Origin of the sequence: Methanocella arvoryzae MRE50, from assembly GCF_000063445.1 — an archaeon.
GTDB lineage: Archaea > Halobacteriota > Methanocellia > Methanocellales > Methanocellaceae > Methanocella_A > Methanocella_A arvoryzae.
Genome location: NC_009464.1, coordinates 843,573 through 859,956, shown reverse-complemented (window position 1 = coordinate 859,956; position 16,384 = coordinate 843,573). Strand labels below are relative to the sequence as shown.

The window sequence follows — 16,384 nt, the reverse complement described above, 5'->3', positions numbered from 1 at the left end:
GGAGTAGTCTCTCGCCGCAGGCTGCCGATAATACGGGGCAGGTTAATCAGTTCGGAGTGACAAGCAACACTCGGTGATAACGGTGGAGAAAAAGAAGGAGATGACGGTACGCGAAGCCGGCCACAAGGGCGGCGAGAAGACGGCGAAGACTCACGGTCACGAGTTCTACGAGGAGATCGGCCATAAGGGCGGCGAAGCCGGCGGCCATAAGGGCGGGCAGCGAGTCAAAGAGCTCATCGAGAAGGGTAAGGAGTCGGAGGAAAAATAAGCCGGAGTATCATCCGTTTTATTTATTCGCAGGCTGAAGCTGTACAGGACCGCCCGACATTAGATTACTCATTTTCTGATAAGCCCCACTACTGGTGTTATTACTATAATAAATATCCTGTACAGGAAACCCTTCATTATTCATAATTAGGTAAAAATAACCAAAACTATTTATCGCCAGGTCAATAGAAATTTGCTCGTTATTCGGGGATTCTATGGGCGTCAGCGAGGACATTCCAGGGAGCGGCAGGCGGACCAGCGCTGTTTCAGATGTTGATCACCTGCTATCTGTTTTAACATCAGCTCCTGATGCTCAGACGCGTAAAGATGCCGCATGGATGCTGGGCGAAATCGGCGATCCCCGTACTGTGGACACTTTGATAGCCGCCCTGGACGATGGCAGCATCGCCGTGCGCAGAGAAGCTTCCATGGCGCTCGGGAAAATCGGCAAGCCCGCGATCGATGCGCTGATAGCCACTCTCAAGGACCGGCAGGGGTACCGACAGCGGAACGCTGCTGAGTCCCTTGGCTGGATCAGCGATTCCCGGGCAGTTCAGGCCCTGATCGACGTGCTCACCGGCGAGGAGTGGTACGTCCGGCGGGAAGCGGCCTGCGCCCTGGGAAGAATCCAGGATGCCGCAGCTATAGAGCCGGTTAAGAGGGCTGTGAGCGACCCCGATCCGAGGGTGCGCAGAGAAGCAATCTGGGCACTGGGAAAAATCGGCGGCGACGGATGCAGGGATATACTGGCAGCGGCTACGGCCGATCTGGATGAAAGCGTTCGCCAGACTGCAGCGAGGGCACTGAAAAAATTTGCAGGGACACAGCCGGCCCCTGTTAGTATTTCCATACCTGTTGCAAAACCTGCGGCACGGCAGGAAATCCCGGCTGCAGAGGTTCAACAGTGGATAAAGCAGCTTGGGGGCGGCGATGTTTCTGCCCGTGTAAACGCAGCGGCTAAGCTGGGCAAGATTGGCGATTTACAGGCAGTAGGGCCTCTCGTCGCGCTCACGGGCGATCTGGATGAGCGGATAAGGCAGGCCAGTGTCAGCGCCCTGGGAAGGATTCGCGATATGCGGGCGACTCCGGCGGTCATCAGGATGCTAAAAGACGAGTCCGCTCAAGTCCGGTGCCGGGCTGCCGCCGCCCTCGGGGAAATCGGCGACGTCCGGGCGGTGGAGCCGCTGATCCAGGCTCTCGGAGACCCGGGAAGCGAAGTGAGAGCACACGCGGCCGCCTCTCTAGGCATGCTGGGGGATCAGCGGGCTGTTGAGGTGCTGAGAGCCGGGCTGCGGGACAGTAGCCAGCGTGTGCGCGAGGAAGCGTCATGGGCTATAGAATTCCTGATCACCGGTAAAAGTTCCCGGCCCTCAGTCGATAGTGGCCGAAAAGCGGGCTGAGAACAGGCGAGGATTCAGTTTTGGCCGGAATTAATGGCGATGTATTGCTCCTTACTGGCGACGGGGCAGAGGTAGCGGCAATCGGAGAAGCTTTAGCCCTGGCCGGGCTTGATTACCGGCATGCCGTCGACGTTGCCTCTGCATGCTTTCTGGCTGCAGACACGGCTTTTGATGCAGTACTGCTGGGCAGTGACCAATCTGTCTCTGCTGCGATAGCCTTTTTGAAGAACTCTGGCACCCAGGTGCCTGTCATTGTTATGTCCGGCACAGAAAGGTGCGATATGCCCGTCGAAGCCATCAAGTATGTGCTCTCCGGGGCACTGGTCCAGGTAGCCGGACTTCAGTGCCCGGGAAGCGGGGCGATCGCCGCCATACTGGAGACGATCTCCCGGAACCGCACCCGCAACCTCGGCGCCCGGCTGCAGGACGAAGTGAACAAGCTATCCTACATTGCCGATACATTCCCCGAGTGCCTGCTGATGATTGACCGGGCCGGGACGATCGTATACGCTAACAGGGCTTGCTATGAGACCTACGAGTACTCGAATGGGGCCCTCAAAAGCTGTAACATTTCCGGGCTGCTGGCCGGCGAGGCCGATTTCACGAAGCTTAAGGAACTGCTACGCGTAACTCGATCCGGCGGGTCGAACACAGAGCTCGCTACCATAAGCAGGCGTGGGCAGAAACGTCTCTCGCTGGCAGTTATCACGCCGCGGAGCGACGATGCCGGAGCCATTTTCGCCTACGTTATCCTCCTGCAGGATATCACCGACAGCCGGTACGCAGAAACTCGGATGGAACGCCTGATCTCTGCGCTTACCAGCCCGGAGGCAGGCCTTTCCTCGCTCGATTTCAGAGACCTGATCACAGATCCGGAAATACAGGTGATGCAGGACACGCTGGCCGCTGCAATGGGTGTATCTGCAGTAATCGTGACCCCGGGCGGGACGCCGCTGAACCAGCGCAGCAACGTAACGTCACTCTGCTCAAGCCTCGCCCGCCCGGGCACCGTGTCAGCACAGATATGCGGCAAGTGCATCACGGACCTGGCCGGGCGGGCAGATGCCGGACAGCAGGCCCGCTGTACCTGTCCCTGCACCGGCATGACCGAAGTAGCCATACCTCTGGTAGTAAACGGCAAACCGGCTGCCTTCTGGATCGTCGGCCAGGTGAGCCTCGGAGAGCCTGCCCGGGAAAAGCTTCAGGATCTTCTGACAGACCAGGGTATTTCTCCGGCCGACGTCAGGAACCTGATTGCAGGGGTGCACCGGATGACGGAGCACCAGCTTAACCAGATTGTGGCAACCTTCAGCATGGTGGCCGATAAAGTGACCCGGCTGGCGATTCAGAACTTCCGGCAGGGGAAATACATCAACGAGCGCAACACCACGCTGGAAGAGTTGCAGCGGAGCGAGCGCAGGCTGCAGGAAATGAGCTATCGCGATGGGCTGACGGGCTTGCACAACAGGGCGTATTTCGAGCAGGAACTGGGGCGCCTCGAAAGCGCTTCGAGCGCGTTTCCGGTCAGCATCGTAGCGGCGGACGTCGATGGGCTCAAGCTGATCAACGACACTCTGGGCCACACTGCAGGGGATCAGCACCTTAAGGTGGCGGGCAACATGATCTCCGCCGTTTTCTCCGCATCCGGAGATGTCTGCCGGACCGGCGGCGACGAGTTCTGCATTTTACTCCCCGGCTGCGGCGAAGCCGCCGCGGGGAAGATGCTGGAGCTGCTGCGGGAAGAAATCCGGCGCTACAACGAACGGCAACCCGGCCCTCCCCTCAGTATCTCTACTGGCATAGCGGCCATCAATCCGGGCGAGAGCCTCTACGACGCCTATAAGCGGGCAGACCGGCTGATGTACGAGCACAAGCTGAAGCGGGACGACTACGCCCGGTCCAAATCCATCGATATGATCCTCCTGTCCCTTTCTGAGCGAGACTATATGGACCACGGCCATACCCGGGTGCTGACGGTGATAGTGGATGCCATGGCCTCGGAGCTGGGGCTCGGCGAGGATGCCCGGGCTAACCTGAAGCTGCTGGCCCGGCTGCACGACCTGGGCAAGATCGGCGTGCCTGACGAGATCGTGATGAAGCCGGCGAAGCTGGACGAGCATGAGTGGGTGCTCATGAGGTCGCACGTGGAGATCGGGGCCAACATCGCCAGCAGGTCCCTCCACATGAATCATATCGCACCTCTGATTCGACACCACCACGAGCGCTATGACGGGACGGGCTACCCCTCGGGCCTTTCAGGCAGCCAGATACCACTGGAATGCCGGATCATGGCCATCGCCGATTCTTACGATGCCATGATCGCCGACCGGCCTTACCGGAAAGGCCTCAGCCACGAATGCGCGCTGGAAGAGATCCTCCGCAATGCGGGCACTCAGTTTGATCCTGAGATAGTCAAAGTCTTCGCCGGGATTGTCAGGTCGGGCCGGCTGTAACCGGCTCGCAGCAGATTCCTTACGGTAATTACCAATAGGCAACAAAAGCTATTTATCGCCAGATTTTAGACTGCTACAGGTGAATTAAGGGTTTTCACCATGGAGGGTAACTCAGAAGTTTCGGGCATCGGAGGAGCCGGCACTTTTTCTCGCCTGATCGACGCGCTGGCCGACTCCGACGTCCTGGTACGTCGCGAGGCAATGCGGTCTCTGATCCTGCTGGGACCGAAGGCGACGGAGCCCGCTATTGAAGCGCTGCAGCACCAGCATTACGGTACCCGGTGCAGCGCTGCCGAAGCGCTGGGAATCATCGGCGACCTTCGGGCTGTAGTGCCCCTTATGGGCAGCCTTCGGGATGCCGACGCAAGAGTCCGCCGGGAATCCGCCAGGGCGCTGGGCAGAATCGGCGATCTTCGGGCCACTCTGGCTTTGAAAGCCGCTCTGGCCGACGCTGACGGCACCGTGTGTGAGGCGGCTTCGCAAGCCTTGCAGCGGCTTAAACAATCGACACTGCAGGCAGAAGCTCCTGCGCCAGAGCTCTCGAAAGCGCCTGCCAGTACGGTGGATGTCGCTTCCGTGCCGTCCTTCAACGAGCTGGCCGCCATGGTGCTCGGCCAGGATGCCTATGCCCGTAGAGATGCAGCGCTGGCGCTTGGCAGGTCCACTGACAGCAGAGCTATCGACATTCTCACCAGGGTTCTCGGTACCGACCCGGAGCAGACAGTCAGGGCAGCGGCAGCCGAGGCGCTGGGTATCGCCGGCGATACGAGGGCTACCGAGCACCTCATCAAGGCGCTCCGTAGCGAGTCGTGGATGGTCAGAAAAAGCGCAGCCGAGGCGCTGGGCAAGCTGCGGGACCGCAGAGCCGTAGATGTGCTCATCAGCGCGATGAGCAACTCCAGCACGCTCGTCCGGGAAGACGCGGTGCTGGCGCTTGGCGAGATCGGCGATATCAAGGCAATCGATGCGCTTTCCATAGCGCTAAAGGACGAAGACCCGGACGTCCGGAAGAACGCAAAAATCGCTTTACAGCACATGACTGAGCACCTGATTCCCCAGCTGAAGAGCAAGGACCCCGGCATGCGGGAGATCGCCGCCGAACTGCTGGGTAAAATCCAGGATCGCCGGGCCGTGCCCGCACTCATCGAAGCACTGCAGGACGATGAGCCGGTAGTCCGGGAAAACGCCGCGGAGTCCCTGGGGCGCATCGGGGATACACAGGCCGTTGAGCCTCTCATCCGCATGCTCGACGATAGCCGGGGTTACGTCCGCAAAGACGCCGCCCGGGCGCTGGGCATGCTCAAAGATGCCAGGGCAGTTGAGCCTCTAATCAGAGCGTTACAGGACTCCAACTGGTTCGTCCGCAAAGACACCGCCTGGGCTTTAGGGGAGATAGGCAGCGACCTCGCCGTCAAGCCCCTCATGGCCATGCTCCGCGACGAAGACCCCGGCGTCAGAGAAACTGCCATCAAAGCCCTCCAGAAGTACAAGAACGTCAACCTGAGCTTTATCAAGCTGAAGAAGCGTGGGGCTTAAAGATCTGTTTATAATGTATCAGCCATGTGGCTAATCTCTTAATAAAAAATTTGGGCAGCCCATCAGGGCCGCATCTATATTATGCTTATTCCTTCGGCTGCTCTGCGGGGGCAGCGGTCTCCGGGGCCGGAGCGGGTGCCGGGGTCGGTTCCGGTGCCGGGGCGGCCTTGGCTGCGGCTACGGCGGGCCTGTAGACGAGCTCGGACTTGCCGATCTCCACCCTGCGGAGCGGGTAGATGTTCTTGGTGTTCTTGTAGATCTCGGAGGCGACCTTGCCGGTGACGACCTCGTTGATGAATTCCGTGAAGCCGAGCTCTGCGCCGCGCTTGTTGACCACGTTGATCATGATCTGGCGGATGCTCTCGATCTGGCTGGTGCGGGCCCTCTTGACCGTTAAGACGATGGGCTTGACCCTGACCTTAAAGCCGTCCTTGGTGGTGACGACGACGTTGGCGTCAATCTTAGAGGTCCTCCTCTTCACGAGGGAGCGCATGTAGTCCCTGGTCAACTCGTGGCCGAGGAACGAAGTGTAAGCGCTGTTGCCGCCGATCTCCTCGATCCTGAAAATCATCTTGATGTTCTGCTTGGTCCAGTCGCCGGTAACGTCGCCGAGGGTGGATTCCATGACCCTGCCAATCATTTTGCCGGGATCATCGGCTAAAGTTTCTCCGATGTTGGCCCTGTTGAACTCTGCGGGTGCGATGACCTGGTACCAGTTCTTTGCACGGAAGGCGTCAACCTTCTTGCCTGCTTTTCTCGCCATAATTATCTCCTCTTGTAGTGTTAAGGGTGGCTGTTTTTAGTTAAAGCCACAACCGCATTGCGACCCCTTGTAGGAAGGAGCCGTAGCTGTGCCTGTAAGGCACCGTCCGTACGGTACAGACGTTTCACACTAATCAAAAACAACGTTCTGATTGGCGCGCTGGAATAATAGATATCTGAAGGTGTATATATCTGTATCCCATCCGAGGGCTATAAAATGGGCCCACAGGGCGTACTGTCTACTGCCTCCGGGGCAGCGCTACTTCTTCGAGCTATCTGACGCTCTTATATCCCCGAAAAAGTTCATCATCGAATATTTAACTTTCTCAGGCTTCACGTCGATGAACTCTTTGCGCTCGTAGTCAGGGAACTGCATGTGGATGGAATACTTCTTTAGCTTGACTACCGAGGCGTGGGTGAACCGTGCGTCTGCCAGCACTCGGACACCGTAGTCGGCTGGCGATCTCACCACCCTGCCGCAGGCCTGTCTGATGCGCCTGACTGTGGGGTACAGGACGCCGTAGTCCCAGCCTTTGCCGGGGCCGAACTTTTCGTCGTACGCCCGCTGGATGGCCTTCGTGCGGTCGTTCAGGCTCGGGAACCCGATGCCTACTATTACTACGGTGCGGCACCGGTCGAACTTGTAGTCTACTCCTTCAGTCAGGGTGCCCCAGAGATAGGTGATCAGGACCGCCTTTTTGCCGTCCTCTCCGTGCTTGAAGAATTCCAGCTTGGTATCCTGGGCGGAGATGCCCGCCTCATCGATGAAGACCGGCACGTCGAGGTTCAGCATGCCTGCATATTTCCGGGCTTCTCCGCTGCTGGGGAAGAAGATGAGGACGTTGCCCTCCGACTTGTCCACTACATCTTTCAGCAGCCCGACGAGGGCATTCACTGTCTCCGGCGCGTCCCTGTTCTTCGCGAACTGGGGGGCGATGTCCACGGCCAGCGTCCGCCTTCGCTCCTCTGGATAGGTAGTGCCGAAGGTGATCTCCTCAGTCGGCCGGTCGATGCCCAGCGTGGCCTTGACCATCTCGAACGGCTTCAGGGTGGCTGACATTAGGACTGCCCCGAATGCGCCGCCGAGCAGCGGTCTGGTGACGTCCGTGGGGATGCAGCAGAACAGTTCCAGGCGCCCGTAGACGTCGCCTTCCCTGGATCGTCGCACGTTGAGCACGGGATAGTAGTCTGTCTGGTCAGCCCGGTCGATATATGTCAGCATGAAGGCAGATGTGGCCAGCAGTGACGACGTCTTTCGGACCTCCGACCGGCCTTCCTTAAAATCTTTCTTGTACCGGTCGTCGAGGTCCAGCCCTCTGTCGATGGCCTCTTCCAGCAGCTTACGGTAGTCGATGCCTCTGACCTTCAGCTCCTGCAGGAGCTTCTGCCTGATCACGTCATCTCCGCCTTGCGGATCCCTGATCGTGATATCGGTCCATGCATGGCCCAGGCGCTCGGCTTCCCCGAAGCCGAACCTGGACTCATAAGTGCTGCGGACGGTCTTTTTCAATAAAAAGAGGAAGTACTCTATGTCGTCTTTTTGGGGACTTTTGATGGCGGCAGCCTCCCCGATCGCCTTATCTATCGTATACTCCGAGAGCGTGACCGACGAGTGCGACCGGGCCTGCTGCTCCAGGTTGTGGGCTTCGTCGAAGATCAGGATGGCAGTCTCAAGATCGCAGCCTGCCCAGCCGAGAAACCGGCCTGCAATGCCCGGATCTAACAGGTGATGGTAGTTGCAGATGATCAGTTCCGCATCTTTCATGCATCGCTTGAGCATCTCGTATCCGCACTGGCCGTCCTTGAGGGAGGCAGCCGCGATCTCTTCCGGTGTCCTGACGCCCGCGAACAGCCACTCCCGGAACGCCTCATTTTCTTTTAGCAGGACTTCCCTGAGGTAGCTGCAGGACCGTTTCTTCAGGCCTGCCAGCTTTTCCTCTCCCGAGCGTATTTCGTTGAGCAGCGCCTGACGGACATCAGCGTAGCTCTTGTCTGTCCTGACCTTCGCCGTTGCTTCATTCTCCCTCCGGCGCAGGTCTGCAAGGTCCCTTTCCAGCTCAAGCAGCTCATAGGTGTTCTCCCGCAGCACCGAGCATTCTTCGTAGTCTTTCTCCAGCGGGCACATGTGGGCTTTGCCTTTTACAACGACTGCTTTGATGTTCGAGACGGCCTTGATCTCCCGGGCCTCTTCTATGAACTGCTCCATCTGCTGGTGGACGTTGGTGGCAATCACAACTTTCTTGCCCAGCTTTCTGCCAATGGCCAGCGCCGGAGCCAGGGCTGATAGTGTCTTGCCTGTTCCGCAGGCGCCCTCAAAGAGTACGAGCTTGCGGGCCAGGAGAGCGTTATATATCCGGTCCATTGCCTCCCTCTGGTTCGGGTAAAAGGCCGGCTTGGGGAAGAACTGCTGGTACTCGGCTGCCATGGCTGGTAAACCTGATACTGTTTCTATGATGCATCACCTATTTAACCGTGTGACTGGCGTAGTGAAAGTATTACTTATTCTCAGATATCTGCTCAAATAGCCCAAAAGCTATATTATTGTTCGTAGTAAACAGAACAATCATGCCTAAATGGGTTTGTACCGTATGTGGGACTGAGCACCAGGTGCTCTGTACGCCTGGCAAGTGTCACGCTTATCACAACCACGGCTCCTGCTGCCCTCCAAAGTGTAAGGGCTGCGGGGCTCCGAGAGAAAAGATGGTCATGGGCGGGCTGCCTCCCGGAAAGCTGCCGGAGCGTCCTGAGTTAGCCGTGCCAGTGAAGCCACAGGGGCCCCCGGCTTAACAGCCGGCGAAACTCTCGACGGCATGCCCGGCCTTCATATTTTTCTCATTTCTCATCCGTGATCTGAGGGTTCGTCCGGCCTACGAAACGGTAAACTTATTGGCGTAGCAGGTGAATCTTAGCTTATGAAAATTCTCGCCCTATCGGATACGCACCTGTCCTGTCCGCTGCCCCGGGAACTACTGGAGCTTGTGGGCAAGGCTGACCTCGTGGTTCACGCAGGTGACTTTAACACGCTGGAGGCTTACGAGTCGCTGAAGGGCGGCAGTAAGCGCCTTGTCGCGGTCCACGGCAATTCGGACACTCCTGCCTTAAAGGACCTGCTGCCGGAGAGCGAGAAGTTTGAGGTCGAAGGGATCCGGTTCGGGGTGGTGCATACCGGTAAGCACACCTCTGACCTGACCAACATGAGGTACCTGGCCCTCGAGATGGGCGTGGACGTGCTGATCTTCGGCCACATCCACAGGCCGCTCATCGATCAGACCGACGTCCTGCTGGTATGTCCGGGAAGCCCTACCTTCCCGCGCATGTCCGACCCTTCAGTCGTAGAGCTGACTGTCCAAAACGGGAAGATTTCCGGCAGCATCGAAAAGGTGGCGTCAGGCGACGTCTGCGGCTACCTGACTTTCGCCCGGTCTATAAAAGGCTGATAAAGGCTAATTATCCACTGTGTCGAGGGTGGTCTGCGAAGTGAACTCGATGCTCCTGTTGGCGCCGTAGAATGCCCTCCGGGTCACATTGTACCGGCTTCTGATCTGCTCCGCGACGTTAGTCCTGACGACGATGATCCTGTCCTTGAACGAATCCCTGGTGCTGAGGTATTGCAGGCCGCTAAAACAGTCCTTCACTTTCTCGGCTTTCAGCATTGCCAGGTATTGTTCGACTGAGACGATATAGTATTTTTCAGGTGCCTTAATCGGCATTTCCATATCCATACCCCGGATATCCCGTTATAATGTACTTATGCTATAAGTAGCTGACCCTTTACGAAATAAGGGTCCGCTGACACCTCCCATTACGGGTTACCAGCCTGCGATACCAGTGTTTATCTAACGGCCTTCTCACGCACTGTCTGTTCGTTTAAAATTGCGTTATTCAGCAATATTGGGGCCATCTATCTCTCAATAAGCCAAAGAAATTAAAATATAAAATACTAACATATAAATAAAGGTCTGCTCAAATTGATATGGTCAGAATGCGAACGCTGTTGATCGAGCTGGACGACGAAGTCTCTGCCTGGGTAGAGCGGAGGCGGGGCCGGATGAGGCCGGAAGAGTATGTGGGCAGGGCGCTTAAGGAATACCTGGCGATCGACGAAAAAGGGATGGCGGTCAGGTTCACCCGGGCCCACGAGCAGATGTCAGATAAGCTTGACGAACTGCAGCAGCGTATCACCAGGCTGGACGAGAGCCTCCACGCCGGCTGCTCAGGGGCGCCCGTGAAAGAATCTGGTAACGCTTCGATATATTTATATCGCGGCCGGAGAAAATAAGCAACAATGGTCACCACATATGTGCTGGATACGTCCGCTTTCATCTACGGCACAATACCGGGCGACGGCGAGATCGTGACGACGCCGGGAGTTTATGGCGAAGTAAAGGACGAGCAGTCTAAACTGCGGCTCGATATGCTTCAAGGGCTGCAGATAATACCGCCGCAGGACTCGTTCATTCAGGCCATCGGGAAGATGGCCGAGGCGACGGGCGACGATCAGCGGCTGTCCGGGACAGATCGGGACCTACTTGCCCTGGCGCTTGAACAGCAGGCTGCAGGCAAAGACGTCGAGTTGCTCACCGACGACTACTCCGTCCAGAACATCGCCCGGAAGGCGGGCCTGCGCATCCGTGCCCTGAGACAGAAAAAGAGCCGGTACGGGATCGTCTGGGAAATGCGCTGCACCGGCTGCGGCAGAGCCTACCGGGAAGGCGAGACATGCGAAGTCTGCGGATCGCCCCTGAGGCAGAAAAAACGATTCGCTACGAGGAGTAAGTGACATGAAGAACGTTAACGACCTTATCGAGAAGGCGATCGAACTCAGGAACCGAGGTCTCCGCTCCGGCGAGATCGCCGACGAGCTGAACATTTCCCGGGAGACGGCTACCTGGCTGCTCACCCGGGCCAGGAAGGAGACCGGAGCACAGGCGCCCAAGGATATCTTCATCGACTGGAGCACCATCGGCAAGAGCTCGAGCCGGCTCATGCTCATCGCCACCTGCATGGCTGACATGGTAGAAGAGGTCCTTAACGAGATGGATACCAACGTGGACGTCGTAGTAGGCATCGCTCTGAGCGGCGTACCGCTCGCCAACGTGGTGGCCTACCAGTACGGCGTCGACCTGGCAGTCATCCATCCCGGCAAGCACCGGTCAGACGACACCGGCAAACACCACCAGATGCAGCCCACCGTCAGCGAGAACTACGCGAACGTAAAAGGTAAGCGGTGCGTCATCATCGACGACGTGATCACCACCGGCTCTACTATGGAAGAGACGATCAAGCTCATCGAAGACCAGGGCGGAGAGGCTGTGGCCATCGCGGTGATCATCGACAAGCGCGGCGCCGACACAATCAGCAACGTGCCCGTCAAGCACCTGATCCGCATCGGCCGGGTCGACTGAGATTTTAAGAAAGGATGCCGGTGCTACCGGCATCGAAAAAATTTTTCTGTCCGGTCTCAGATAAACCGGATTACTGCCTTGACGACTTCGCTGCCGCGCTTGTCGAACTCTTTATAAGTCTCGGGCGCATCGCCGATTTTAATGTGATCCGTCACTATAGACCCCGGGCTCGCTTTGCCCGCTATGATCTGGTCCCGGAGGAATGCCTGGAAGCGCTTCACAGGAGTCTGGCCGGTGCCGATCTGCAGCCCTTTCTCCCACATCAGGCCCCATGGCATCATGATCATCCCGTTCTTCTCCGCTTCTGTTTTTCCCCTCGGATCGCTCATCGTGTAGACGCCGATAATGCCGACCGTCGCGGTATAATTGGCCACGCGCGCAATGTCCAGCAAGACCTGGTTCGGCTTGAACTGGTCCGGGTTCTGCCGATCGTACGCCTGGTAGCCCACCGCATCGATCACGCAATCCACCCCTCGCAGCATCTTATCCTCTCCGTACCGCATAGCGTCGTGCAGCGGACGCATCGTCTTCAGGTGTTCCTGTATCTGAACCACGGGGTCTCCGTCAAGGAAGTTGATCGGTATAGCCCCCAGCGACAATCCCATCTCCAGCCGCCTCTTATCCTTATCCACTAAGTAGACGATCGGAGCGCCCCGCATGAGCGCGCTGTGGACGCACAGCAGCCCTACCGGCCCCGCTCCGAAGACCGCCGTAGTTTTTCCAGGGGCTACCTGAGCCAGCTCTGTCGCATAATACGCCGTCGGGAAGACATCTGCCAGCATCAGAAAGTTATCCTCGTTGCTGTCGCCTGGCCGGCCGGGCAGCTTCAGGCAGGCCCAGTCGGCATGAGGGACCCGCGTAAACTCCGCCTGGGCACCCAGGTACGGGCCCATATGTGTGTACCCGTATGCCCCTCCCGGGTTCGCCGCGTTCATCGTCAGGCAGGCATTCGTGAAGCCGCGCTCGCAGTTGAAGCAGACGCCGCAGGCGATGTTGAATGGCACCACCACTCTGTCACCTTCTTTCACCAGCCTGACCGCATCGCCGACCTCCTCTACTATGCCCATGGGCTCGTGGCCAAACACAAGCCCCGGCTGTGCGTCCGTGTGCCCGTCGTACATGTGCAGATCGCTGCCGCAGATAGCGCTGCTGGTCAGCCGTAAAATGACGTCCGTCGGATGCTCGATCTGAGGCCGGGGGATGTCTTTGACTGCCACGCTCCCCGGGCCCGTATAGACAACTGCTTCCATGATCTCAACTCACCATCACAGAGTCTGTACGGCCGCACAATAACATTTGCAACGATAAAGTAAACCTGTTCAGGCCGGGATATCAATAATACCGGTGGCCTTGATTGGCGTACGGGGGAACTTTTTGTAAAAAGTTCCCCCTGCGCCCCCTCAAAAACATCGTTTTTCCTGCTGCCCTTCGGGCTGCGATCGGGTGTCGAGAGTCAGGGGAACCTTTTTGGAAAAGGTTCCCCTGACACCCCCTCTAAAACTAGCTCTCAATGTCACCTTTCATGCTGACCTGCTTCAGCCTTTCAATGCCTCCGACTTCTTCCACTACCCTGACTACCGCCTGAGGAACCAGCTGCTGCCAGTCCTCGCCTGACAGCATCCTACGCCTGATCTCGGTGCCCGAGTAGGCGACCCTGTTGTACATAGGCGAGTGCTTCAGCTCGTAGCCCGCCTCGGAGAAAAGCCTCGATACCAGGGGGTTGTTCGAATAGACCTGAGAAAACGGCGGAGTCATGGATTCCACGTGGGACACCCAGATGGCGTTGCGGTAGATATCGTTGATCGGTATGACGTAATAGTAAAGGTCCAGGTCTTCGAGGCTGCGGGAGATCATCATGATCCGCTCGCCTGCGGTGAAAGGATTTTCTGGAGTATGGCTCAGCTGGGCGCTGCCGATGCCGATCACCAGCTCATCCACGTCCTCGGCGATCTGGCTGATCACCTTCAGGTGCCCCAGGTGGAACGGCTGAAAACGGCCGATGTAAAATGCGCGGCTGACGCCGCTCCGGGAATGGGCAGATGCCTTGGCCATGTCACTACTCGGATAAGGATATCGCACGGTAAGTATTTTAATGTATCATTAGCGCCTGCTGTATCACGGCGACGCCCATCAAGTTTAAGTACTAATTCCCTCAACAATTCATGTCCCTGGAGGGCGGCGTTTGAACCTTACCAAGTACCGAGATCACCTGATAGGCTTGATCAGCCCGCTGTCTAAGGTTTTTGCCGCTACCGGCATCACCCCTAACCAGATCACGCTGCTCTCTCTTTTGCTCGGCATAGCCGCAGGCACGCTCTACGGACTCAACGTTGCCTATGCAGGCGCAGCCGCGTTGCTCTTATCCGGGCTGCTCGACTTCATCGACGGCGGCGTGGCGAGGATCAATAAAAAAGCGTCGAAGTTCGGCGCCGCCATCGACTGGATCGTCGACAAGTACGTGGACTGTATCGTGCTGCTGGGCATCGGCCTCGGCGGCATGGTCGACATGCGCCTCGTTGCCGTCGCCATCATCGGGTCGATGATCAACACCTTCATCAAGCCAGTCGTCTACGCGGAGATCGGCTACCAGCAGAAGCACGACGGCAAGATCAAAGACCCCCTCGAAGGCATCGGCATCTTCGGCCGGCCAGAGACCGTCATCACTCTGATAGTATTCTCCTGCCTCAGCGCCTACACCTTCTTCGGCTACAGCGCGATGACTATAGCAGTCGCAATCGTGGCAATCGGGACCAACCTGTCCGCCTTACAGCGCGTGTTTTACCTGTACTGGAACAGGAATAGGTACTAAAGAATACCCATGATTACAGGGCATATTCCCCATAAACTGATTTTTCACTACAGAGGCTCACGGAGAAACGGTTTACCACAGAGGCACAGAGATGCACAGAGATTGTTAGATAGCATGCTGGGCATATGGCAGATTATATAATAAGTCTCTGTGCGTCTCTGTGCACTCTGTGTCTCTGTGGTAACCAGTCGCTTTGTGAGCCTCTGTGCACTCTGTGCACTCTGTGGTGAACCCATAGATGCCAACGGGGTCATTAGTCATCATGGTCATGTTAAAACCAAAATTATAAGCCCGCACGAGCCATATTTAGTGAGCATTACCGGAGCTTTCCTCATGAAGGTCGACATGCACGTTCATACCTCTAAATCGGACGGCAGGGATAGTGTGCACAACGTCATCGAGGCGGCGGAGGCAAAGGGGCTCGATCTGGTGGCAATCACCGACCACGGGCCGGGGCACGGTAGCGCTGTCACCGAGAAGATGGTGAGGGAGACGAGAAAAGAGGTGGAGTTGCTCCAGCCGTCCTACCGGGTCAAAGTGCTCGTGGGCATCGAGGCTGAGATTCTCCCGACTGGTGAAGTCTACCTTTCCGATCGCGATGGCATGGACCTCGTCCTCGCATCCTTTCACGGAGCGCAGTCCTGGGAAACATACTATCATGCAGTTTTACGGGCGGTGCAGGACGAGAAGGTCGACGTGCTCGCCCACCATGCGTGGAGCGCGGGCGTCCAGTTCAGCCCTATTCAGGAATATGAGGACCTGCTGGTCGAGGCGCTCCGGGACAACAACGTAGCGATCGAGATCAACTCCAAGCACTGCCTGCCCTCCTGGGATTTCCTGGCAAAGTGCCGGGATGCCGGGGTGAAGTACACAATAGGCAGCGACGCTCACAAGGTTGCAGATGTCGGCTCGGTGGCGTGGGCGAATAACACGGCCAGACACATTTTCAAGAATGAAGGGCTGTTTTTGCCATAGCTATCTCATCTCCAGCCCTGTTGACAGACGAACCCAACAACTTATCAGACGTGCTACCGCCCCACTATTGCCTGATTTTGTCGGCGCACATATATCGAGATATTGTTATTATTAGCCGCCAATATAATTGTAGGGTAAGGATGCGTTATCATGGACCCTAAATATGCAGCGGCAATCAAGGCTGGCGTCATCGCAGCCATAGTCCTGATCCTGCTGACGCTCGCCGGCGATATTCTGGTCAACGTGATCGGCGGGCAGCAGTTTATGGAAGAATCGATGCAGTGGCAGGAGCAGTATGCAGATCCCGAGAACCTTCCGGAGGGGCCGCCTGAGCTGCCATCTACAGGCTTCATGGGTATAAGCCTCGGCTATCTGGCTATCCAGGCGCTGAAGTTGCTGACCTTTATCGGTGCGGGAGCGCTGGCGGCAAAGATGGCGCCATTTGTCACGAAAGGCGAAGCCGCCCTCGCAGGTGCTATCGCCGGAGCCGTGGCGGAGCTCATTCACCGGCCGGTAGCCATTGTCCTGTCCATACTCTTCAGCTTCCTGACCGGGTATGACGGTACCTCGATCATCGGCTCCCTCATCGGCAACATCGTCTGCTGTCTGCCGGTAACGCTGATTATCGGCGTCATTCTGGCGGTCATCGGGGCGCTGCTGTACTCCCTGATCAAGAAACCGCCTGTGATTAGGCCCTGAGTAGCTAAGCCGGCGCATGTATGGGCTGCTTGCGCCGGCTAAAACCGATATCTATTTATCCGATTTGTACTCTAGCCC

At 57.4% G+C, this 16,384-nt stretch carries 17 protein-coding genes; 12 read left to right on the top strand and 5 right to left on the bottom strand.

What is annotated here, in order from left to right:
• Positions 1-100: 100 nt before the first annotated feature.
• The 4 genes from RCI_RS04435 to RCI_RS04420 all read left to right on the top strand — a co-directional run bounded on the left by RCI_RS04435 (position 101) and on the right by RCI_RS04420 (position 5,656).
• A complete protein-coding gene (locus RCI_RS04435; protein WP_048198989.1) occupies positions 101-268 on the top strand; it encodes a KGG domain-containing protein in 168 nt (55 codons plus the stop codon).
• A gap of 214 nt (positions 269-482) precedes the next feature.
• A complete protein-coding gene (locus tag RCI_RS04430; RefSeq protein ID WP_012035200.1) occupies positions 483-1,667 on the top strand; it encodes a HEAT repeat domain-containing protein in 1,185 nt (394 codons plus the stop codon).
• 20 nt (positions 1,668-1,687) lie between these two features.
• Complete coding sequence (locus RCI_RS15675; protein WP_012035199.1) at positions 1,688-4,120, top strand: HD domain-containing phosphohydrolase; 2,433 nt, start codon at positions 1,688-1,690, stop codon at positions 4,118-4,120.
• 99 nt (positions 4,121-4,219) lie between these two features.
• Positions 4,220-5,656, top strand: coding sequence for a HEAT repeat domain-containing protein (locus tag RCI_RS04420; RefSeq protein WP_012035198.1), 1,437 nt, complete (start codon positions 4,220-4,222; stop codon positions 5,654-5,656).
• An 85-nt stretch (positions 5,657-5,741) separates the two neighbouring features.
• Here RCI_RS04420 and RCI_RS04415 read toward each other — a convergent pair whose 3' ends face one another.
• Entirely contained in the window at positions 5,742-6,419 is a 678-nt protein-coding gene (locus tag RCI_RS04415) for a 30S ribosomal protein S3ae (RefSeq protein ID WP_012035197.1), read from the bottom strand.
• Positions 6,420-6,677: 258 nt separating this feature from the next.
• Positions 6,678-8,843 (bottom strand): ATP-dependent DNA helicase, encoded by a 2,166-nt coding sequence (locus RCI_RS04410; RefSeq protein ID WP_012035196.1) that lies wholly within the window; start codon positions 8,841-8,843, stop codon positions 6,678-6,680.
• A 140-nt stretch (positions 8,844-8,983) separates the two neighbouring features.
• Here RCI_RS04410 and RCI_RS16605 point away from each other — a divergent pair, with 140 nt between their 5' ends.
• Together RCI_RS16605 and RCI_RS04405 are read left to right on the top strand one after the other, a co-directional pair.
• A complete protein-coding gene (locus RCI_RS16605) occupies positions 8,984-9,205 on the top strand; it encodes a hypothetical protein (RefSeq protein ID WP_148266523.1) in 222 nt (73 codons plus the stop codon).
• A gap of 125 nt (positions 9,206-9,330) precedes the next feature.
• Entirely contained in the window at positions 9,331-9,855 is a 525-nt protein-coding gene (locus tag RCI_RS04405; RefSeq protein WP_012035194.1) for a metallophosphoesterase, read from the top strand.
• 6 nt (positions 9,856-9,861) lie between these two features.
• On the opposite strand, the gene RCI_RS04400 is transcribed toward RCI_RS04405, so the two are convergent.
• The gene (locus RCI_RS04400) at positions 9,862-10,134 is read right to left on the bottom strand and encodes a hypothetical protein (protein WP_231844940.1); all 273 of its coding nucleotides are present in this window, start codon (positions 10,132-10,134) and stop codon (positions 9,862-9,864) included.
• A 257-nt stretch (positions 10,135-10,391) separates the two neighbouring features.
• Between RCI_RS04400 and RCI_RS04395 the strand changes: the two genes are divergently transcribed.
• From RCI_RS04395 to RCI_RS04385, 3 genes are read left to right on the top strand one after another with little or no spacing between them, the layout of a single operon-like run.
• Positions 10,392-10,697, top strand: a complete 306-nt coding sequence (locus RCI_RS04395; RefSeq protein ID WP_012035192.1) for a hypothetical protein — start codon at positions 10,392-10,394, stop codon at positions 10,695-10,697.
• Positions 10,698-10,703: 6 nt separating this feature from the next.
• Positions 10,704-11,198, top strand: coding sequence for an NOB1 family endonuclease (locus RCI_RS04390; protein WP_012035191.1), 495 nt, complete (start codon positions 10,704-10,706; stop codon positions 11,196-11,198).
• A 1-nt stretch (position 11,199) separates the two neighbouring features.
• Entirely contained in the window at positions 11,200-11,823 is a 624-nt protein-coding gene (locus RCI_RS04385) for an orotate phosphoribosyltransferase-like protein (RefSeq protein WP_012035190.1), read from the top strand.
• A 56-nt stretch (positions 11,824-11,879) separates the two neighbouring features.
• On the opposite strand, the gene RCI_RS04380 is transcribed toward RCI_RS04385, so the two are convergent.
• Complete coding sequence (locus tag RCI_RS04380; protein WP_012035189.1) at positions 11,880-13,073, bottom strand: glutathione-independent formaldehyde dehydrogenase; 1,194 nt, start codon at positions 13,071-13,073, stop codon at positions 11,880-11,882.
• Between the two features lie 250 nt (positions 13,074-13,323).
• Positions 13,324-13,875 (bottom strand): nicotinamide-nucleotide adenylyltransferase, encoded by a 552-nt coding sequence (locus RCI_RS04375; protein WP_012035188.1) that lies wholly within the window; start codon positions 13,873-13,875, stop codon positions 13,324-13,326.
• A 130-nt stretch (positions 13,876-14,005) separates the two neighbouring features.
• Between RCI_RS04375 and RCI_RS04370 the strand changes: the two genes are divergently transcribed.
• The 3 genes from RCI_RS04370 to RCI_RS04360 all read left to right on the top strand — a co-directional run bounded on the left by RCI_RS04370 (position 14,006) and on the right by RCI_RS04360 (position 16,306).
• A complete protein-coding gene (locus RCI_RS04370) occupies positions 14,006-14,632 on the top strand; it encodes a CDP-alcohol phosphatidyltransferase family protein (RefSeq protein ID WP_012035187.1) in 627 nt (208 codons plus the stop codon).
• Between the two features lie 309 nt (positions 14,633-14,941).
• Entirely contained in the window at positions 14,942-15,607 is a 666-nt protein-coding gene (locus tag RCI_RS04365) for a PHP domain-containing protein (RefSeq protein WP_231844939.1), read from the top strand.
• 150 nt (positions 15,608-15,757) lie between these two features.
• Positions 15,758-16,306: a hypothetical protein gene (locus RCI_RS04360; RefSeq protein WP_012035185.1), complete on the top strand. Its 549-nt coding sequence runs from the start codon at positions 15,758-15,760 to the stop codon at positions 16,304-16,306.
• The last annotated feature ends 78 nt before the right edge of the window (positions 16,307-16,384 follow it).